19 protein-coding genes and 1 pseudogene are annotated in these 20,076 nt (G+C 67.0%); 6 read left to right on the top strand and 14 right to left on the bottom strand.

The features are described from left to right. The 3 genes from KHC24_RS15640 to KHC24_RS15630 form a co-directional block, all read left to right on the top strand. The coding region (locus KHC24_RS15640) for a Na/Pi cotransporter family protein (RefSeq protein WP_246546991.1) at positions 1–1,437 on the top strand (1,437 nt) is incomplete at its 5' end. Between the two features lie 229 nt (positions 1,438–1,666). Further along, complete coding sequence (locus tag KHC24_RS15635) at positions 1,667–2,125, top strand: DUF4126 domain-containing protein (RefSeq protein WP_213364298.1); 459 nt, start codon at positions 1,667–1,669, stop codon at positions 2,123–2,125. Beyond that, positions 2,125–3,519 carry an FAD-containing oxidoreductase gene (locus KHC24_RS15630; protein WP_213364236.1) on the top strand — a complete coding sequence of 465 codons (1,395 nt, stop codon included), beginning with the start codon at positions 2,125–2,127 and terminating at the stop codon, positions 3,517–3,519. Before KHC24_RS15635 ends, KHC24_RS15630 begins: the two co-directional genes overlap by 1 nt. Before the next feature lie 181 nt (positions 3,520–3,700). Here KHC24_RS15630 and KHC24_RS15625 read toward each other — a convergent pair whose 3' ends face one another. From KHC24_RS15625 to KHC24_RS15595, 7 genes and pseudogenes are all read right to left on the bottom strand, one after another. Then, positions 3,701–4,207 carry a DUF1993 domain-containing protein gene (locus tag KHC24_RS15625; protein WP_213364235.1) on the bottom strand — a complete coding sequence of 169 codons (507 nt, stop codon included), beginning with the start codon at positions 4,205–4,207 and terminating at the stop codon, positions 3,701–3,703. Between the two features lie 245 nt (positions 4,208–4,452). After that, positions 4,453–5,277, bottom strand: coding sequence for a transglutaminase-like domain-containing protein (locus KHC24_RS15620; RefSeq protein ID WP_213364234.1), 825 nt, complete (start codon positions 5,275–5,277; stop codon positions 4,453–4,455). A 348-nt stretch (positions 5,278–5,625) separates the two neighbouring features. Further along, positions 5,626–7,362, bottom strand: a complete 1,737-nt coding sequence (locus tag KHC24_RS15615) for an arylsulfatase (RefSeq protein WP_213364233.1) — start codon at positions 7,360–7,362, stop codon at positions 5,626–5,628. 493 nt (positions 7,363–7,855) lie between these two features. Next, a pseudogene (locus KHC24_RS15610) lies at positions 7,856–9,559 on the bottom strand (arylsulfatase). 9 nt (positions 9,560–9,568) lie between these two features. After that, a complete protein-coding gene (locus KHC24_RS15605; RefSeq protein WP_213364297.1) occupies positions 9,569–10,084 on the bottom strand; it encodes a c-type cytochrome, methanol metabolism-related in 516 nt (171 codons plus the stop codon). A gap of 81 nt (positions 10,085–10,165) precedes the next feature. Beyond that, the gene (locus tag KHC24_RS15600) at positions 10,166–10,612 is read right to left on the bottom strand and encodes a TIGR02301 family protein (RefSeq protein WP_213364232.1); all 447 of its coding nucleotides are present in this window, start codon (positions 10,610–10,612) and stop codon (positions 10,166–10,168) included. 32 nt (positions 10,613–10,644) lie between these two features. Then, entirely contained in the window at positions 10,645–11,073 is a 429-nt protein-coding gene (locus KHC24_RS15595; RefSeq protein WP_213364231.1) for an NUDIX hydrolase, read from the bottom strand. Positions 11,074–11,289: 216 nt separating this feature from the next. Here KHC24_RS15595 and KHC24_RS15590 point away from each other — a divergent pair, with 216 nt between their 5' ends. Then, positions 11,290–11,580, top strand: coding sequence for a porin (locus tag KHC24_RS15590; protein WP_213364230.1), 291 nt, complete (start codon positions 11,290–11,292; stop codon positions 11,578–11,580). Between the two features lie 6 nt (positions 11,581–11,586). Here the strand turns inward: KHC24_RS15590 and dapE are convergent, their stop codons facing one another. The 5 genes from dapE to KHC24_RS15565 all read right to left on the bottom strand — a co-directional run bounded on the left by dapE (position 11,587) and on the right by KHC24_RS15565 (position 16,681). Further along, on the bottom strand, positions 11,587–12,762 hold the full coding sequence (dapE, locus tag KHC24_RS15585; protein ID WP_213364229.1) for a succinyl-diaminopimelate desuccinylase: 1,176 nt from the start codon (positions 12,760–12,762) through the stop codon (positions 11,587–11,589). A 155-nt stretch (positions 12,763–12,917) separates the two neighbouring features. Beyond that, the gene (gene dapD, locus KHC24_RS15580) at positions 12,918–13,760 is read right to left on the bottom strand and encodes a 2,3,4,5-tetrahydropyridine-2,6-dicarboxylate N-succinyltransferase (protein ID WP_213364228.1); all 843 of its coding nucleotides are present in this window, start codon (positions 13,758–13,760) and stop codon (positions 12,918–12,920) included. Positions 13,761–13,828: 68 nt separating this feature from the next. Then, positions 13,829–14,566, bottom strand: a complete 738-nt coding sequence (locus KHC24_RS15575; protein WP_213364227.1) for a pyrimidine 5'-nucleotidase — start codon at positions 14,564–14,566, stop codon at positions 13,829–13,831. 70 nt (positions 14,567–14,636) lie between these two features. After that, a complete protein-coding gene (gene argB, locus KHC24_RS15570; RefSeq protein WP_213364226.1) occupies positions 14,637–15,551 on the bottom strand; it encodes an acetylglutamate kinase in 915 nt (304 codons plus the stop codon). 146 nt (positions 15,552–15,697) lie between these two features. After that, the gene (locus tag KHC24_RS15565; RefSeq protein ID WP_213364225.1) at positions 15,698–16,681 is read right to left on the bottom strand and encodes a DUF937 domain-containing protein; all 984 of its coding nucleotides are present in this window, start codon (positions 16,679–16,681) and stop codon (positions 15,698–15,700) included. A gap of 184 nt (positions 16,682–16,865) precedes the next feature. On the opposite strand from KHC24_RS15565, the gene KHC24_RS15560 reads away from it, so the two are divergent. Then, positions 16,866–18,296: an MATE family efflux transporter gene (locus KHC24_RS15560; RefSeq protein WP_213364224.1), complete on the top strand. Its 1,431-nt coding sequence runs from the start codon at positions 16,866–16,868 to the stop codon at positions 18,294–18,296. Positions 18,297–18,327: 31 nt separating this feature from the next. On the opposite strand, the gene KHC24_RS15555 is transcribed toward KHC24_RS15560, so the two are convergent. Further along, positions 18,328–18,858 carry a chromate transporter gene (locus tag KHC24_RS15555; RefSeq protein ID WP_213364223.1) on the bottom strand — a complete coding sequence of 177 codons (531 nt, stop codon included), beginning with the start codon at positions 18,856–18,858 and terminating at the stop codon, positions 18,328–18,330. Further along, positions 18,855–19,433 (bottom strand): chromate transporter, encoded by a 579-nt coding sequence (locus KHC24_RS15550; RefSeq protein WP_213364222.1) that lies wholly within the window; start codon positions 19,431–19,433, stop codon positions 18,855–18,857. The genes KHC24_RS15555 and KHC24_RS15550 overlap by 4 nt, the downstream gene beginning before the upstream one ends. 129 nt (positions 19,434–19,562) lie before the next feature. Here KHC24_RS15550 and KHC24_RS15545 point away from each other — a divergent pair, with 129 nt between their 5' ends. Beyond that, on the top strand, positions 19,563–20,048 hold the full coding sequence (locus tag KHC24_RS15545; protein WP_213364221.1) for an MmcB family DNA repair protein: 486 nt from the start codon (positions 19,563–19,565) through the stop codon (positions 20,046–20,048). The last annotated feature ends 28 nt before the right edge of the window (positions 20,049–20,076 follow it).

The following is a 20,076-nucleotide window of genomic DNA, read 5'->3' as shown; positions in this document are numbered from 1 at the left end:
TTCGCCGCCGGCGGCCTGGTCGAACTGGTGCCGGCGCTTGCCGTCATGCTTGGCGCCAATGTCGGCACGACGCTGATCGTGCAGCTGCTCTCCTTCGACATCGCCGTGGTCGCGCCCGCCTTCATCCTCATCGGCGTGCTGATGTTCCGACGGGATACCGCGTCGCAGACCCATGATCTCGGCCGCGTGCTGATCGGGCTGGGCCTAATGCTGATGGCGCTCGACAATCTGCTCGATCTCATGCGCGACTACGAGGATGCGCCGAGCCTGCGGCTGCTTCTCGGCGCCATCTCCACCGTCCCCCTCCTCGATGTGCTGCTGGCGGCGGGCCTGACCTGGGCGGCGCATTCGAGCGTCGCTGTGGTGCTGCTGGTGATGTCGCTCGCCGCAAATGGCGTGGTGCCGCCCAACGCCGCCTTTGCGCTGGTGCTTGGAGCCAATATCGGCACGGCGATCAATCCGCTTCTGGAGGGAGTGGCCGGCAACGACCCTGCCGCAAAGCGGGTGCCGCTCGGCAATTTGCTGACCCGCCTCATCGGCGTTGGCGTCTGCCTGCTGGCGCTGCAGCCGATCGGGCGCTTCATGGTCACGCTGCAGCCGGTCGACGCCCGGGCCGTGGCCGATTTTCATACTCTCTTCAACGTCGTCGTGGCGGTGGTTTTCCTGCCGATCCTCGGGCCGTTCGGGCGGCTTTTGACGAGGATGCTGCCGAGCCGCACCGCCGGGGCAGACCCGTCGCACCCGCTCTATCTCGATCCTGCCGCGAAAGAGACGCCGATCGTGGCACTCGGCGGTGCCGCGCGCGAGGCGCTCCGATTGGCGGATGTGTTGGAGACCATGCTGGCCGGCGCGCGAGACGGGCTGAAAAGCGGCGACCGCCGGCTGATCGCCGAGACGCGCCGGCAGGATGACGTCATCGATCGACTCAACATCGCCATCAAAAGCTATCTCACCTCGATCGATCCCGACGAGCTCGGGCCGCACGATCACCGCCGCCTGCAGGAAGTGCTCGGTTTCACGATGAACCTCGAACAGGCCGGCGATGTCGTCGATCGCTATCTGCTGCCGCACACCTCGAAGGGGCTGAAGCGCGGCCTCGCCCTGCCCAAGGAGCGGCAGGCGGAACTGATCTCGCTCATGGATCGGCTGATCACCAATCTGCGCACGGCCGCTTCGCTGTTCATGACCGAGGATCCCCGCGCGGCACGGCTTCTGGCCGACGAAAAAATCGCGTTCCGCGATGCCGAAGCCCGCGCCACGCTGCAGCATTTCGAGCGCCTGCGCGACAGCGAGCTTCCTACCGCGCAGGCGAGCGCTCTCCACCTCGATCTGCTGCGCGACATGAAATTGATCAACAGCCACATCGTTGCGGCGGCGGCCTACCCGATCCTCGAACGCAGCGGCGAACTGTTGCCGAGCCGGATCGCTCGCAGCTGATAGGGCGGGGCCTACCCTCACCATCGAGCCGTCATGCTGGATGATGCGAGCCTCGCCGCGCGCGTGTCGCCAGGCCTCGGTATGCCGGCTTGTCGTGCGTTCTCGATGGCGAAACGCTTCGGACTCTTGTCAGAGTTCGCGTCCTGTCACTTGATAGCCAGCAGAACACGATAATGCGCTCTTGGACGCGCGGGGCGCCCAAGGTGCGAGCGGTTCATCAGGGGATGCCATGCTCTATTTTCTTGCCGTGTTGATCGGTGTCGTTGCCGGGTTGCGCGCCATGACCGCGCCGGCCGCCATTGCCTGGGCCGCCCATCTCGGGTGGATCGATGTTTCCGCTTCGCCGCTGGCCTTCATGGGCTACGCATGGACGCCCTGGATATTTACCGCGCTGGCTCTCGTGGAGTTCGTCACCGACCAGCTGCCCACGACGCCCAGCCGGACGGTGCCGCCGCAATTCGCCGCCCGGCTGATCAGCGGGGCCCTCTGCGGCGCGTGCCTCGGCGTCGTGGGAGGCAGCCTGTTGATCGGAGCGGTGGCCGGTGCGATCGGCGCCGTGATCGGCACGCTGGGCGGACGGTCGGCACGCGGGCACCTTGCCGGGCTGTTCGGCCAGGACCGGCCCGCCGCCCTGATCGAGGATGCCGTGGCGGTCATCGGCGCCCTCATCATCGTCATGGTGCCGTAATGGCGGAGCCGGCCGCTTCCCGCAGCTTCGACGCGATCATCATCGGCGCCGGCCAGGCTGGCCCGTCCCTTGCCGGCCGGCTGACGGCCGCCGGCAAGAGCGTCGCTGTGATCGAGCGCCACCATTTCGGCGGCACCTGCGTCAACACCGGCTGCAAGCCGACCAAGACCCTGGTGGCGAGCGCCTATGCCGCCCGCATGGCGCAGAGGGCGGCGGAATATGGCGTCGTGCTCGACGGTACCCCCGGCATCGACATGAAGAGGGTGCAATCCCGCGCCGAGAAGATCATTCAGGACGGGCGCGCCGGCATCGAGACGTGGCTCGAAGGCATGGATGGCTGCACGGTCTTTCGCGGCCATGCCCGGTTCACCGGTCCGCATGAGGTGGAGGTTGCGGGCGAGGTGCTCACCGCGCCGCACATCTTCCTCAATGTCGGCGGGCGCGCCTCCGTGCCAGACCTGCCCGGCCTCGGGGAGGTGCCGTATCTCACCAATAGCGACATGGTCGAGCTCGATACCGTGCCGGCGCATCTGGTGGTGGTCGGCGGCTCCTATATCGGCCTCGAATTCGCGCAGATGTTCCGCCGCTTCGGCTCCCGCGTCACCGTCGTCGAGAAGAGCGCACGGCTGATCGCGCGCGAGGACGAGGACGTGTCGGCGGCGATCCGGGAGATCGTGGAAGCCGAGGGGATCGAGGTGCGAACCGGCGCCGAATGCCTGAGCTTCGCCCGGCGGGACCAAGGCGTGGCGGTGCGGGTCGGCTGCACGGAGGGCGCGCCGGAGATCGTCGGCTCGCACGTGCTGCTCGCCATTGGCCGGCGGCCGAACACCGATGATCTGGGGCTGGAAGCCGCCGGCATCGGGACCGACGCGCGCGGCTACATCACGGTCGACGATCATCTGGCGACCAGCGTGCCCGGCGTCTATGCGCTGGGCGACTGCAATGGGCGGGGAGCTTTCACCCATACCGCCTATAACGACTTCGAGATCGTCGCCGCCAACCTGCTCGATGGGCAGGACTGGAAGGTGAGCGAGCGCCTGCCCGGCTATGCGCTCTATACCGATCCTCCGCTCGGGCGCGTGGGAATGACGGAGGCCCAGGCCCGCGAGACCGGCCGATCGCTGCTGGTCGGCAAGCGGCCGATGAGCAAAGTCGGCCGCGCTGTCGAGAAAGCCGAGACGCAAGGCTTCATGAAGGTGGTGGTCGATGCGCAAACGCAGCGCATCCTCGGAGCAGCCATTCTCGGCACCGGTGGCGACGAGGCCATTCACGGCCTGCTCGACATCATGAATGCAGACGTCCCCTACACCGTCTTCCAACGCGCCGTGCCGATCCACCCGACAGTGTCCGAGTTGATCCCCACGCTGCTTGCGGAGATGAAGCCGGCAGCCTGAGGCGATGCATTGGTGATGCCGGATCGGCATCGGCCTCCCCCGGCGCGTCGAGGAGATCGCGCCGGGAGAGCAGAAGTTCGGCAAACTCGACTGCACGAGCAAGCTCGAACGGTAAACTTGGGATTGAAGCCGGGTTGCCGAAGGGAAGGGTGTGCGACGGCGGTTTGTCGCTAACAGCGGGTCACAGCGGTCCGAGAAAATCCGATTTCCCGACCGGCACGCCTTTGTGGCGCAGGACGTCGTAGCCGGTCGTGACGTGGAAGAAGAAGTTCGGCAGCGCGAAGGTGAAAAGATAGCCGCGCCCATCGAGCGTCACCTCGCCCTGGCGGCGCTTCAGCACGATCTGGCGATTCTCGGCGCCTTCGAATTTCGAGGCATCGAAGCCCTTCAGATAAGCGACGGTCTTGGCGATGCGCTGGTGCAGCTCGGCGAAGCTGGCCTCGTTGTCCTCAAAGCTCGGGCCTTCCGTAGCGGTAAGGCGGGCGGCACAAAACTTCGCGGTATCGCTGGCCCGCTGAACCTGTCCGGCCAGCGACAGCATGTCCGGCGCAAGCCGCGCTTCCACCAATGTGCCGGGATCAATGCCTTTCACCTGGGCGAACGTCTCTCCCTTCTCGAGGATCGCCGAAAAATTGTCGAAGGCCCGCAGAAACACCGGGACCGACGCCTCAAAGATCGAAAGGGACATGCAAATCTCCACCGACGAACGGGGTTGAAGGATGGCCTTGCTGGCCAGGCGTCATATGGGCCGAGGGATCGGCTTCGCCAACCACACGCCGACGCCTTCAACGTTCTCCGGAGTGAGCCGAGCGCCTGCGGTTCGCCGGTCGCGGTCGCTGGTGTTGATCTGGTCGATCGACCCTTCGCGATCGGAAGTCGCCCTTATCCGCACATTTGCAGCGGATAGACGCAGGCGTCCCGGTTCGGCCGTCCTCAGGCGGGACTGGCCGGATCCAGCACCTCATCCGTCCACACCCGGAAGCCCGACAGCGTGTTGGGGCCAAACGACGTCACCAGGGCGACGTCGGTCGCGTCACGCCCGCGCGCCATGAGCACGCGACCAATGCGCGGTATGTTGTTTCGAGGATCGAAAGTGTACCAGCGACCGCCCAGATAGGCCTCGAACCAGCCGGCGAAATCCATCGGTCCATAAGGGGGCGGCATGCCGATATCGCCGAGATACCCGGTGCAATAGCGCGCCGGGATGTTGAGGCAGCGACAAAAGGCGACGGCGAGATGGGCGTAATCCCGGCATACGCCCCGCCGCTCCTGATAGGCTTGGAAAGCCGTCTTGGTGGGGCGGGCGTGCTCATAGCCGAATTCGATATGGTTATGCACGAAGTCGCACACCGCCTGCACGCGCGACCAGCCCGGAGCCAAGTCCCCGAACAGCTTCCACGCGGTATCGGCGAGCAATTCCGTCTCGCAATAGCGGCTGGCCAGCAGGAAGACGAGCGCCTCCTCCGGCAGATCCTCGATGGCATGTTCGGAAGCGTCCGGCCGAAAGACGTCCGGGGCGCCATTGTCGCGTATGACTGCGTTGGTGGTGATGACGGTGCGACCGGCCGGCGCAGTCATGCGGCTGCACCAATTGCCGAATCCGTCACGGTAAGCCGCTATCGGTACACTTGGCCGCGTCACCACCAAATCGGGAACGATGATATCGGACGCTCTGCTGTAGTGGATGTTCAATACGAGGAGCATCGGCGTGGGCTGAGGGCAATCGTAGATGAGTTCAAAGCCCAGCTTGATGTCCATGCGTGTCCTCGTGGCGCGAACGACAAGCCCGATGCCATCTCGTCCCCGTTCAACGGTACACTGCTGAGCGACAAAAGGCAGAAATATTGCTTAATGAAGCTCGTTCTTCGCACTTTTCCGGCGCCTGACCGAAGGAAGCGGTCGGCAGGGGCTCATCACCGTGATCAGTTTCCCGATTCACGCGACGAAGGCGGTTGGAGATGCCCGCATCAGTATTGCCTCCTGCGCCCTGCGGCGTAGCGTCTTTCCGGAGAGGAGACGGTCGGCGGCTCTGCGGCCGCCGAAACCGGCGGCGGTCGCAGGAGGACGGGGCGGGTATCGCCCGCCCCGTCTCTGTATGTCCCGGCGCTACTCGCCAGCGCGGCTGTTCCGCATCTGCCGGACCTGCTGGACCACCTGTTCGAGGTTGTAGCTGGCGGGGTCCTGCAGCGGCGGATAGTCGACATAGGTCTCGAGTTCCCGCAGCCACAGCGCCTGGCCGATGGGCAGCAGGTTCCAGTCATAGACATAGGCGGTCACCGGCCCGGCGAGGGCGCCGCCCATGCCGAACAGCGTCTTGATCTGGTCGCCTATGGAGGTTTCGAACGGATCGCGCTTGATGTTGACCACCTGCGTCCAGTGATAGGGCATCACGCCGCTGATGAAACCGGCCGGTGCGTCCGACACCATGGCGAAATACATCTTCCAGTTCTTGTAGCGAACCGCCGACGGGTCCTTGCCGGAATAGTAGAAGAACGTGTCGCGCGCCGACTTCTCCGTCGAGCCTTCGAGATAGGCGCGCTGGTTGACGCCGTCGAGCGTGGTCTTGACGATGCCGGGATAGCTGCCCTGCTCGATCTTCGCCTTCAGCTCGTTGCCCTTGGCGCCGCCGGCGATGTCGACCAGCGTCGGCAGCCAGTCGAGCGAGGCGAAGATCTGCGTCTTCAGCGTGCCGGGCGCGATGTGTCCCGGCCAGCGCACCACCAGCGGCGCCCGCATGCCGCCCTCCCAGGTGGAGAGCTTGCCACCCTTGAAGGGCGTGGTGCCGCCATCCGGGAAGGTGATGGTCTCGGCGCCATTGTCGGTGGTGAAGACGATGATGGTGTTGTCGAGCTCGCCCATGTCCTGAAGCTTCTGCAGCACGAGGCCGATATTGTCGTCCATCTGCTTCATGCCGGCTTCGTTGACGCCCCAGTCCTTGCCGCCGGGCTCGCCCACCATGCCCATATACTTGTCCGGCAGTACGGTGGTGATGTGCATGCGCGCCGGGTTGTACCAGACGAAAAACGGCTTGCTGGTCTTCTGCGGGTCGTTGCGGTCGAGAAAGTCGATGACCTTGGCGGAGATCTCCTCGTCCACGGTCTTCGAGCGCTCCAGCGTCAGCGGCCCTTCATCCTTGCAGGTCTGGTTGGCCGAGGTACCATCGGCGGAGGTGCAGGAGAGCACCGGCCGCGGCGGCGTGAGGCAGATCGTGGTTTTCGGATCCACGGCGCCGGGCGGGTCGGTAAGGCCGGGCACCGGGGTGTTCAGGCAGGGCGGCGCGACCGTCTGCTCGGTCGGCGTCCTGTTGATGTCCGGGAAGCTGACGCCCTGCATGGCGTCGAGATGATAGAGATAGCCCCAGAACTCTTGGAAGCCGTGCGCCGTCGGCAGCGCGTCGGTATGGTCGCCGAGATGGTTCTTGCCGAACTCGCCGGTGGAATAGCCGAGATCGGAGAGGAACTTGGCCAGCGCCGGCGTGCCGGGCCGCAAATAGGATGGGCTGCCGGGCAGCTGCGGCGGAATCATGCCGGTGCGCAGAGGGTGCATGCCGGTGAAGAAGGCGTTGCGCCCGGCGGTACAGCTCTGCTCGGCATAGTAATCGGTGAACACCGCGCCTTCGCGGCCGATGCGGTCGATATTCGGCGTCTCACCCACCATCAGGCCGCGATGATAGATGCCCGGCTGCATCCAGCCGATATCGTCGCCCATGATGAACAGGATGTTCGGTCGGCTTGGAGGCTGTTGCGCCGCGGCCGGTGGCGCCACGGCGGTTATCGTCCCTGCCGCCGTCAACACCGCCGCCGCGGCCAACAGCCTGATGACATGCTTTCTGACTGCGCCCATGTTCCCGCTCCCTGTACGGGCGGAAGGCACGATTTTCTATTATTCCGATAGCTTCCGCCCAATTATCCTCATTTTGAGGCGTGGCTTTTTACCATTTTCTCAAACGAAAGAAACGCACCAAATGATTTGGCGATAGAAAATTAAAGAAAATAATGTCACGTATACTTACCGGTTTAGGGTATCGACATTTAAGAAAACTCATTTTTCTGCATGGTTTAGCTTGGGTAATTACGGATAGGCAAAGGACGTGGTCGCAGCCAACGGGGCAGCCGCCACGCCGCCATTATTGATCGACCTGACGGCGTGCAGAGGTGGGGGAACGGACATCGCCGGGTGAGGAGAATTGTCCTGGCGCGATGAGGACTCTGCCCCACACAGCGAGCGACCAGCCGCCCGCCACGGCAGTCGTCTCGCTCCGCCCGCCGGTCGTCGCGAGGGCGCTTCTTCGGCGCGCGCCCCGCCCGGCGGAGACACCCCCGCCGGGCGGGGTGTTTCAGTTCGGCGCGCCGGCGCCGGACTTGGCGGCGTTGGCCTTCACCCGTTCCTCGATCTCGCGCGACACCTGGTCGATGGTGAAGCTGGCCGGAACCTGGCTCGGCGGGTAGTCGATGAAGCTCTGCAGCAATGCGCCGGCCTTCGCCGACATATAGGCCATGAGGTAAGCATTCTTCGCCCGCCAGTCGTCATACTGATCGGAGACGATGTCGGCCCGTTCATACGGGTCCATGCGAAGATTGAACAGCTTGGGAACCCACAGGCAGGTGAAGGGCTCGTACCAGACGCGGAACCCGCCCGGCGCCCGCATCTCGCAGAACACCGCCTTCCACGGCCCGTTGCGATAGGCGACCATCAGGCCGTCATCGTTGAAATAGGCGAATTCATTGCGGTTGCCGTGCTCCTGCTGTCCCGTCACGTAGGGCAGCTGGTTGTAGCCATCGAGGTGCACCTTGAAGGTCTTGCCGCCGATGCTGGTGCCCTGAAGCAGCTTTTGCTTGATGTCCGGCTCACCCGCGGCCGCGAGCAGGGTCGGAAACCAGTCGAGGCCGGACACCATGTCGACGCCGACCGAGCCGGGTTTGACCTTGCCGGGCCAGCGGATCATCGCCGGCACGCGGAAGGCCCCTTCCCAGTTCGTGTCCTTCTCGTTTCGGAACGGCGTGGTCGCCGCGTCCGGCCAGGACCATTGGTTCGGGCCGTTGTCGGTGGTGTAGACGACGATGGTGTTTTCGGCGATGCCGAGATCGTCGAGCTTCTTCAGCAACTGGCCGACATGGCCGTCATGCTCGATCATGCCGTCGGCATAGTCGTTGCCCGGCATGCCGCTCTGTCCCTGCATCGAGGGGCGGATATGGGTGAAGGCGTGCATGCGGGTGGTGTTCATCCAGGTGAAGAACGGCTTGCCCGCCTTGACCTGCCGCTCGATGAAATCGGCGGCGGCGCTCGTGGTCTCGTCGTCGATGGTCTCCATCCGCTTGCTGTCGAGCGGGCCGGTATCCTCGATCTTGCCGTCGGCGGAGGCCTTCAGCACCCGCGCGGGGAATTGGCCTTGACCCAGTCGGGATCATCCTGGGCCAATAGGGTCGCTCGGGCTCCTCCTCCGCGTTGAGGTGGTACAGATTGCCGAAGAACTCGTCGAAGCCGTGATTGGTCGGCAAATATTCGTCACGGTCGCGAGATGGTTCTTGCCGAACTGGCCGGTGGCATAGCCGAGCGGCTTGAGCGCCTGCGCGATGGTGACGTCGCGATCCTGCAGGCCGACGCTCGCGCCGGGTATGCCGACCTTGGTGAGGCCGGTGCGCTTCGGCGTCTGGCCGGTGATGAAGGAGGAGCGGCCGGCGGTGCAGCCATTCTCGGCATAATAATCCGTGAACTTCATGCCTTCCTTGGCGATCCGGTCGATGTTGGGCGTCTGGTAGCCCATCAACCCGAAGGAATAGGCGCTGATATTGGTCTGTCCGACATCGTCGCCGAAGATGACGAGGATGTTCGGCCGGGCGGCCTGCGCCGCCGCCGGGGGCTGCTGGGCCGAGCTCACGCCCGCCACCCCGGCCAGGCCGACCGTTATCACGGCGGCCGAGGCCAGCAAGTTGCGAAGTCCTATTATTTCCTCCCTGGTGCCTGTCGGGCGCTCTACGTCGTTTCGACACACGGTGCACCGCTTCGGGCGCGCGGTGGCCGGATTGTCGCCGGCGGTCATGGCCGGGGCCTAGCCCATGCAGGCATCCTCGGCCGCGCTGTATCCGGCGGGGCGGGGCTCGCTCTTCTGCGGTCGGCCCCGGCCGAGCGCGCCATCGGAGCGTGCCCGCAGATAGATGAAGATGGCGTCTATGTAGCACATCACGTTCGGATTCACCCCGAACGACGGCATGACCAGCTCCTGGCTGGCATCGACGTTCTTCTTGCCATTGGTCACGATGTCGAGGAATTGGCTGTAGCTGAGCGTTTTCAGCGCATCGACAAGCGAAGGGGCAAAGCTCGATCCCAATCCGTCCGGGCCGTGGCACTGCATGCAATTGGCGGTGTAGCGGGTGTAGCCGATCGCCGTGTACCAATCGACGGTGCCATCCGGGGAGATCTTGAAGGTGGGGTTGCCGTCCTTGTCGGCATACTTGCCCTCATCCGATCCGGCGACGGCCGGATCGCCCGACCCGTCGGCGCGCAGCTGGGCCGTGAGGGCAAGCAAGCCTGCAACGACGACGACAAACCATGCTCGCGGTCTCATCATCCGCTCCTGCGTCGGCTTCCACGGCAATAGTTAGCACGATGCGATAGCCGGCTCCATGACGCGCCGCCGCCCGCGCGGCTAATTGCTGCCGTAGCGTGCCGCGATGTCGCGGGACAGCCGGGCGCCGGCCTCGAGATAGCGTTGCGCCACCAGCTCGGCGGACGGCGTGCAGCTATGATAGACCTGTCGGTAGCTCTCATAGCCGCGATTGAAGGCGGCGACCATGAGCCCGCGCCGCTCCTCGGAGGGCTGCTCGGTCTCCAGCAGGCCCTGCATTTCGTCGCGCCATCGCCCGGCATCCGGCGTGCCGCAAAGCGGGCGGATATAGTGGAGCGTGCCAAGCATCTCCGCCAGCCGCAGCATGTCCGCCTCATAGGGCGGGGCGGAGCCCTGGTTCGGTCGGGACGCCGTCTGGGCGCCGGCGGGGGTGGCCAGCGCCAGCGCCAGGCCAACAGCGACCGCACCCGCCGCAAGGCGCGGACGGAATGGGCGCAGACGGGCGGGCAGGTTCGGGCAGCGTGTCATCGCGCTTGTGGTGAGCCGGAGCGGCGGCGGCGTCAAGAGCCGGCGACAAGCGCGCGGGCCGCCGCGACGATGCCGGTGAGGCCTTCGGTGCTATCCTCGGGCAGATGGTGCGGATCGAACCAGCCGACCTCCGCCGCCTCCGGTCCGGTCGACGGCTCGCCGTCGAGCCAGAGCCCGGCATGGCTGACCACGACGAAATGGGCGCTGACCTCGCCGGCCTCGTCGCGGCGGATGATGTCGAGCGCGCCGGCGACCCCTAGCACCCGGCAGGCGACGCCAACCTCCTCCATCACCTCGCGGGCAGCGCCCTCGGCCAGGGTTTCGCCGGGCTCCAGCCGCCCGCCCGGCAGCGACCACAGCCCGCGCAGCGGCGGCGCGCCACGCCGGGCGAGCAGCACCTGCCCGTCGCGGAAAACGGCGGTGGATACCGCCAGCACGGGGCGGATCGGCGGCTGGGTCATGATGGCGGACTCCGTGATTCCCCCGGCATCCTAAGGTCGGCGCGGCGGCGCGCCAATGACGACCGCTGGCCGCGGTCGTGCTAAGCAGGGCAGGCACTCATTGCATCCGCAGCTGCGACAGGCACGATGTGAAACCGGCTGCCTAGATCGGGCCGCAATCCCGGCCGAGGCTTGCGGCGCTTCGAGCTGAGACATGGCGGGAGGGGAAGGGAAGCGATGAACCAAGTTACCGGAACCGTGCGGCAGGCCGCGGGCCTGGCCGTTCTCGCCGTCGTCGGCCTTGTTTCCGTATCGGCGGCGGCGGTTGCGGGAAGCCCCACCCCGCCGGCCCCGCAGCCCACCGCCGATGGTCGGCCCGATCCGGTATGCGCCAGCTATGGCAAGGATTTCACCCGGGTTGCCGGCACCTCGACCTGCGTCAAGATCAGCGGCTATGTGCAGACCGATGGCTACCGCCAGTCGCTGCTGACCGGCGATCCGCTGGCGCCAGCGCTTACCAGCAAATAGGTCGCCTCAGCGCCCGAAGGCGTCGAAATAGCGCGTCGCGATGTCCTTGTAGACGCGGGTGAGCGCGTGGATCTCCTCGACCGGTGTCGCCTCGTCCACCGCATGCATCGAGGTGCCGACGAGGCCGAATTCGACCACCGGACAGTAATCCTTGATGAAGCGCGCATCCGAGGTGCCGCCGGTGGTGGAGAGCTCCGGCGTGCGGCCGGTGGCGTCGCTGATGGCGGCGACCACCAGGTCGACGAAATCGCCGGGCGCGGTGAGGAAGCTGTCGGAGGAGCGCTCCTCGAAAGCCAGGGAAAACCGCACCTCGTTGCCGGCGGCGGCCTTGAGCCGGCGCTCCACCTCTGCCTTCAGCGTGTCGGGCATCCACAGATCGTTGAAGCGGATGTTGAAGCGCGCCTTCGCCTCGGCCGGGATGACGTTGAAGGCGGGGTTGCCGACATCCACCGACACGACCTCGAGATTCGAAGCCTGGAAATGCGCCGAGCCACGGTCGAGCGGCTCGGCGGTGAGCGCGGTGATCAGCCGCGCCATGCCGGGGATCGGGTTTTCGGCGAGATGCGGATAGCCGACATGGCCCTGCTTGCCGTGCACGGTGAGCGTGCCGGAGAGCGAGCCGCGACGGCCGATCTTCACCATGTCGCCAAGTGCGGCGCGGCTGGAGGGCTCGCCGAGCACGCAATGGTCGAGCCGCTCGTCGCGGTCGGCCAGCCAGCGCAGCAGCTTCTCGGTGCCGTTGATCGCCGGGCCTTCCTCGTCGCCGGTGATCAGCAGCGAGATCGAGCCGGGCAGCTTGTCGCCGTGCTCGGCCGCCAGGTCGAGCGCCGCGGCGGTGAAGGCGGCGACGCCGCTCTTCATGTCCACCGCACCACGGCCATAGAGCAGGCCGCCATGAATGGCCGCCTCGAAAGGCGGGAAGCGCCAATGTGCCGGATCGCCGGGCGGCACCACGTCGGTGTGCCCGGCGAAGCAGAGATTGGGACCCCTGGTGCCGAAGCGGGCATAGAGATTCTCGACGTCCGGCGTGTCGCGACCGGTAAGCGTCACGCGGTGCACGCGGAAGCCGGCGGCGCCGAGCAGGCCTTCGAGATAGGAGAGGGCCCCGCCCTCCTCGGGTGTCACCGAAGGACAGCGGATGAGCGTGCGGGTAATCTCGACGGGATCGGCAGAGCCGGACATGCGACGGTCTCCTCGAAGCCTAGCCTTATACCTTGCTCTCCCCGGCGGGGAGAGGTGGCCCGTGCAGCAGCCCGGCGAGGGCTTCTGGCGAAACCGGACCGACCCTCGCCGTAATCTTCTCCGCAAGGCGGAGAAGGGGGACAAGCCGCCGTCGCTCAGTCCCTGAGCAGGTCGTTGATCGAGGTCTTGGAGCGGGTCTGTTCGTCCACCCGCTTCACGATCACCGCGCAGTAGAGCGACGGGCCGGGCGCGCCATTGGGAAGCGGCTTGCCGGGCAGCGCGCCGGGCACCACCACCGAATAGGCCGGCACCTCGCCGACGAACACCTCGCCGGTGGCGCGGTCGACGATCTTGGTGGTCGCCGAGATGAACACGCCCATGGAGAGCACCGAGCCCTTGCGCACGATCACGCCCTCGACGACCTCGGAGCGGGCGCCGACGAAGCAGTCGTCCTCAATGATCACCGGACCGGCCTGCAGCGGCTCCAGCACGCCGCCGATGCCGACGCCGCCCGAGAGGTGCACGCGGGCGCCGATCTGGGCGCAGGAGCCCACCGTCGCCCAGGTGTCGACCATCGAGCCTTCGCCGACCGAGGCGCCGAGATTGACGAAGGAGGGCATCAGCACGACGTTCGGCGCGATATAGGCCGAGCGGCGCACGATGGCGCCCGGCACGGCGCGGAAGCCGGCGGCGCGAAACTCGGTTTCGCCCCAGCCGTCGAACTTGGAGGGCACCTTGTCCCACCAGGTCGCGCCGCCGGGGGCGCCGGTGATCGGGGCCATGTCGTTGAGGCGGAAGGAGAGCAGCACCGCCTTCTTGAGCCACTGGTTGACCGTCCAGTTACCGTCGGCACCCTGCTCGGCGACGCGCGCCTTGCCGGCGTCGAGCAGACCGAGCGCCGCATTCACGGCGTCGCGAACCGGACCCTTGGTGTCGAAGCCGATCTCCGCGCGCTTCTCGAAGGCGTCCTCGATGATGGTCTTCAGCTCGCTCGACATGCTCTGTTACTCCGCTAAATGGCGGGGGACTTGTTGCGGCGTGGATGGCCGGGTGTCAACGGGTCGGTTCAACCCGCGTCGCGGGCGATCACCCCGCGCACGGCGCGCAGGAAGGCGGGCAGGTCGTCGGTAACGTGCTGGATATGCTGGGCGTCGCGTCCGTCATGTTCCCAGGCCTCGCGGTCGGCGGGGCTGACGGCGAGGCCGCGCGGGACCACCAGCACGGTGCGCATGCCGAGCGCGTGCGGCACCTCGAGATTGCGGGCCAGGTCCTCGAACATCGCCGCGCGGGTCGGCTCGACGCCATACAGGCCGAGGAAGTGGCGATAGGCCGGTTCCTGCGGCTTGGGGTGGAACTCGGAAGCGACGATGTCGTGCACGTCGGCGAAATGGTCGGAGATGCCGAGCTTGCCCAGGATCGCCTCGGCATGGGCGCGCGAACCGTTGGTGTAGACCAGCTTGCGGCCGGGCAGCGCGCCGAGCGCCTCGCCGAGTTCCGGCGCCGGATCGAGCTCGGACAGGTCGATATTATGCGCATTGGCCAGGAACGGGTCCGGGTCCATGCCGTGCTCGATCATCAGCCCGCGCAGCGAGGTGCCGTATTTGCGGTAGTAGCCCTTCTGCAGCGCGAAGGCGTCGTCGAGCGACAGGCCGAGATAATCGGCGATGTAGCTGCGCATGTTGAGGTCGATCTGCCGCCACAGGTCGAGACCGGGCGGATAGAGCGTGTTGTCGAGGTCGAACACCCAGGTGTCGACGCCGGAGAAGCTGGCGGATGCGGGGGCGGTATCGGTGGCGTGCGGCATGACGCCATCCATAGCGAAGAGCCGGGTCGCAGGCGAGGCGCGATTTCACGCCTCGCCCCGGGATCGCGCCTCAGCGGCGGATCAGCGTGCCGGCGCCGTGGTCGGTGAGCAGTTCGAGCAGCACGGCGTGCGATACCTTGCCGTCGAGGATCACCACGCCTTCGACGCCCTGTTCCAGCGCGTAGATGCAGGTCTCGACCTTGGGGATCATGCCGCCGGAGATGGTGCCGTCGGCGATCAGCGCGCGAGCCTGGCTGATCGACAGTTCCTTGATGAGGTTCTTGTCGCGGTCGAGCACGCCGGGGACGTCGGTGAGCAGCAGCAGGCGCTTGGCGCCGAGCGCCCCGGCGATGGCGCCGGCGAAGGTGTCGGCGTTGACGTTGAAGGTGCCGCCCTCCTCGCCGGTGGCGACCGGGGCCAGCACCGGGATCAGCTCGCGGCCGAGAATCTGGTCGAGCACGGTGGTATCGACGCTCGACGGCTCGCCGACGAAGCCGAGATCGATCACCTGCTCGATATTCGAATCCGGGTCGAGGACGCTGCGGGTGACCTTGGAGGCGATCACCATGTTGCCGTCCTTGCCGGACAAGCCCAAAGCCTTGCCGCCGGCTTCGTTGATGAAGCCGACCAGCGATTTGTTGATCGAGCCGGCCAGCACCATCTCGACGATCTCGACGGTGGCCTTGTCGGTGATGCGCAGCCCGGCAGCGAATTCCGACTTGATGCCGAGCTTGGCCAGCATGGCGCCGATCTGCGGCCCGCCGCCATGCACCACCACCGGGTTCACGCCGGACTGTTCGAGCAGCACGATATCCTGCGCGAAATCCCGCGCCACCTGCTCGTCGCCCATGGCGTGGCCGCCATATTTCACCACGATGATGGCGTCGTCATAGCGCTGCATGTGCGGCAGCGCCTGCACCAGCACCCGGGCCTTGGCGTGGTCGTCCAGCGGATCGGCGGTGGTCTCGAGGGTCGTGTCGGACATCAGAGCGGCATCTCTCGGCGAGTGATCGGCAGCCGGCTCTTCTAGCCGATTTTCATGACGCTTCTCAATCGGGCTGTCTCAGCTCCGTCGTCCCGATCGTTCGGGATCGAGATGTGGAGACTGATCCGGGCGGGCGACCGGGACGTTCAGCGCCCGTCCTTGCGGGTGAACTGGTCGAATATGTCGTTCAAGGGCTGCAGCGTGGGATCCTGCGGCTGATTCGCCGGATCGATACCGGGGGCCGGGCGAGCGCCGGCGCCGCCGCCGAGCAGTCCGCCCAATATGCTGCCGAGAAGGTCTCCCGTCGGGTCGCCGCCCTGTCGCGGCTGCGGGGCGGCGCCGGCTTCCGGCTGCTCGCCCGTCCCCCGTCGGCCGCCGCCCAACAGGCCGCCCAGCAGATCGTCGAGCGGGTTGCCCGTCGAGGCCGGGCTGCGCGGATCGTCCGGGGTCGTACCGTCGCGCGAGGCGCCGCCGAGGCCGCCCCTCGCCAGGCCTTCCAGCAGGTCCTGCAGCGGGTTGCCGGAGGGGGATGCAGACCCCGCGCGCTCGGCCGGGGCACCGCCCCCCAATATGCCGCCCAAGAGATCGTCGAGGCCGCCCCCCGTCGAGGCGCCGGTGGAGGAGCCTTCCGGGGCTCGGTTGCCGAGCAGGCCGCCGAGAAGATCGCCAAGGCCACCACCACTTCCGCCACCACTACTTCCGCTACCCGCGGCGCCGCCACCCTTCATCAGGCCGCCAAGCACCAGCGCGGCGATGGCCGGCAGCATCTGCTTCAGCAGGGAGGAACTGAGCCCGGTCTCGGAGGATGCGCGCGCCGCGACCGCGCGGCTTACCTCCGGCGAGCCGAACATGGCGGCGAGCGCGTCCGTGCCCTGCGCTTTCAGCGCTGGGGCGGGCGTCGCCTCCGGGTCGTCGAAAGCCTGCGAATAGGGATTGCGGGCCATGGTGCCAAGAAGCCCGGCCAGGCCTTCCGGTGTACGCGTGCTGCGGTCGAGGCCGACCGAGAAGGCCGGCAGCAGGGCCTCCACCGCCTGCTGCGCCTGCTCCGGCGAGATGCCGTAGCTGCGCGCAAGGTTGTCGAACACCTGGCCGTGCTGCGCCTGGGAGAGCAATTCCTGCAACTGATTCATCGCATGCTCCTGTCACACCGTCCCGATACGGCTGTTGCATCCGGCCGGTCGCGGCGACCATACGCCAATCGGCCGGGTGGGCCTATGCGCGGTGCAGCGGAGCATGCCGGCCGTGTCGTCGTTCGCGCTTTCACCCTGCCGGGGCGCTATCGTCCGCCGCCGCCTCCATGCGATAAGCCGGGCCATGAAGACGACATCCGCATCCCCGGCCCGCTTCGTCACCGGCTCGACCATGGCCCACGTCGCGGTAATGACGGCGGCCGGCTCGGTCGGGCTGGTGGCGGTGTTCGTCGTCGACCTGCTCAACCTGTTCTACATCTCGCTGCTCGGTGAAGAGGAACTCGCCGCCGCCATCGGCTATGCCGGCACGGTGATGTTCTTCGTCACTTCGGTGTCGATCGGGGTGATGATCGCCGTCTCGGCGTTGATCTCGCGGGCTATCGGCGCCGGCCGGCGCGAGGAGGTGGGGCGCATCTCGACCTCCGGCTTCGTCTATATGACGCTTGCCTGCGTGATTACCGCCGGCGCGATGATGCCGGTGCTGACGCCGCTGCTCTCCCTGCTGGGCGCCACCGGGCGCACGCTGGAGATCGCCCGCGATTTCCTGATGGTCGTGCTGCCGTCGACGCCGCTGCTCGGCATCGGCATGGCGGCCTCCGGCACGCTGCGCGGCCTCGGCGATGCGCGGCGCTCCATGCTGGTGACGCTGATCGGCGGCCTGGTGACGGCGGCGCTCGACCCGGTGCTGATCCTGGTGCTCGACTGGAGGGTCGAGGGCGCGGCCGTGGTGTCGGTGATCTCCCGCGTGGCGATGGCGGCCTATGGCTTGTATGCGGTGCTGCGCATCCACGGTTATGCCAGCCCGCTGCGCTGGCGCGACTTCCGGCACGATGTCGGGCCGCTCTCCGGCATTGCGGTGCCGGCCATCCTCACCAACCTCGCCACCCCGGTCGGCAATGCCTATGTCACCTATGCGCTCGCCACCCATGGCGATGCGGCGGTGGCGGCCTTCGCGGTGGTGGGGCGGCTGATCCCGGTCGCCTTCGGGCCGCTCTTCGCGCTCACCGGCGCCATCGGACCGGTGATCGGCCAGAATGTCGGCGCCGGGCGCTACGACCGGGTGCGGCGGGCCATCCTCGACAGCCTCGTGCTCATCCTCGCCTATGTGATCGGGATATGGGCGTTGATGGCGCTGGGGCGTCATGCCGTGGCCGGCGCGTTCGGGCTGTCGGCAGAGGGCGAGGATCTGGTCGTCTTCTACTGCCTGTGGGTCGCCGGCAGCTTCATCTTCCTCGGCATGCTGTTCGTCGCCAATGCCGCCTTCAACAATCTTGGCGCGCCGCTGCGCTCCACCCTGTTCAACTGGAGCCGGGCGACGCTCGGCGTCATCCCCTTCGTGATGGTGGGCGGGCACTATTGGGGCGCACAGGGCGTGCTCGCCGGCCAGGCGCTTGGATCGGTCGCCTTCGGCGTGCTGGCGCTCGTCAGCGCCCTAGCGCTGGTGCGTCGCCTCGCCGCCGGGGCAAGCCGGCCGGAGCCGGCCGAGGCGCCGCTGGCGGGCCCCGAGCTGCCGCCTTTCTCGCGCGGCGAAGGGGCAGCCGCCCTGGAGCCTTGAGGTAACAGCGACCCGCTTGCGGCGGATGTCCTCAGATGAGGCGCAGCAGCCCGAGCGCGCCGCCGCCGAACAGCATCCAGAGCGGGCTGATCCGGGTGAACAGCAGCACCAGCACGGTGACGGCGGTGTAGAGCGCGGTCGGTACCGAGCGCGCCGCGCCCTCGGCGAGGAGGAAGCCGGAGGCGGCGATGAGCCCGATGGTCAGCGGCACCAGTCCGCCCTGAATGGCCCGGCGCCACTTCGCGGCGCGGAAGCGGTACCAGACGCCGCCGACGACATAGGCCAGCACGCAGGTCGGCACGCACATGGCCAGCGTCGAGACCAGCGCGCCGGCAAAGCCGGCGACGTGCCAGCCGATCAGCGTCACCACCAACACGTTCGGCCCCGGCACCGCCTGGGCGATGGCGAAGGTCTGGGCGAACTGCTCATTGGTCATCCAGCCGGCGACGTCGACCACCTGGCGGTGCATTTCCGGCAGCACCGCGTTGGCGCCGCCCACCGCCAGCAGCGAGAGGACGAGGAAATTCAGCGCCAGCGCGCCGAGCACGCTGTCATCGTTCATCGGATCGCCCACCAGGCGAGCGCAATCGACACCGGGGCGAGGCCGAGCATTACCCAGAGCAGCGGCAGGCCGAGCACGGCGATGCCGACAAAGGCGGCGGCGGCGATACCAAGGCCTTGTACGCTCGGGCGCCGCCACAGCATCTCGCCCATGCGACCGGCCATGGCGATGACCATGCCGGCCGCACCGGCGGCGAGGCCGGCGATGAGGTCGGCGACCGCCGGAACGTCGCTGTAGCGGGCGAACAGCGTGCCGGCGAGGATGACGAACACCGCCGGCGCCAAAGTGAGGCCGCAGAACGCGGCGATGGCGCCGGGCACGCCGCGGAAGCGCGAACCGATCACGATGGACAAATTGACGATGTTTGGGCCCGGCAGAAACTGGGCAAGACCGACCAACTCGGTGAACTCGTCCGAATCCACCCATTTGTAGCGCTCGACCACCGCCCGCCGGGCGATCGGCAGCACGCCGCCGAACGCCACCACCGCCACCGACAGGAAGCCGACGAACAGCTCGCGCAGGCTCGGCGCCGGGCGTTCGGCTTGGGGGGCGACAGATGCGGTTTCGGGCGGCATGGCCGGGCAGCGGTGAGAAAGCGACGCCCGCTTATAGACGAGTCGATCCGGATGGTAACCGGCCTTTCCAAGAGAGCATCCCATTTGGGGGGCTTCCCATCTGCCGATGAGAACGTATAGGGTACAGGCATGCATGGCACCCTTACCGATCTCGTCCTGCCGCCGGACGGCCGCCAGTCGGAGGCGGCGCTCGCCATCCGTCGCGGCGCGCTGCGCTATGTGGCGGCGCGCGGGCTGGTCGGCGTGCCGGAACTGGTGCTCGGCACCGGCCGCCGCGCCGACATCGCGGTGCTCTGCGCCAAGGGCGAGGTATGGGTCATCGAGGTGAAATCCTCGATCGCCGATTTCCGTGCCGATCATAAGTGGTTCGAATATCGCGCTTTTTGCGACCGGCTGTTCTTCGCCGTCGCCCCGGATTTCCCGCTGGACATCCTGCCCGAGGACACCGGCATCCTGGTGGCCGACGGTTTCGGGGCGGCGCTGGTCCGCGAGGCGCCGCGCCACCCGCTCGTCGCTCACCAGCGCAAGGCGCTCACTTTGCGGCTGGCGCGTTGCGCCGCCGGGCGGTTGATGGGGCTGATGGATCCCGAGGCGCTGCGCGGCATCGAGCTGTAAGGCGGGGAAAACCCCGGTAAATACTTGA

Origin of the sequence: Ancylobacter defluvii (genome assembly GCF_018390605.1) — a bacterium.
GTDB classification, from domain to species: Bacteria; Pseudomonadota; Alphaproteobacteria; order Rhizobiales; family Xanthobacteraceae; genus Ancylobacter; species Ancylobacter defluvii.
The sequence above is the reverse complement of the archived record's forward strand: the minus strand, read 5'-3'. Positions and strand labels throughout refer to the sequence as shown.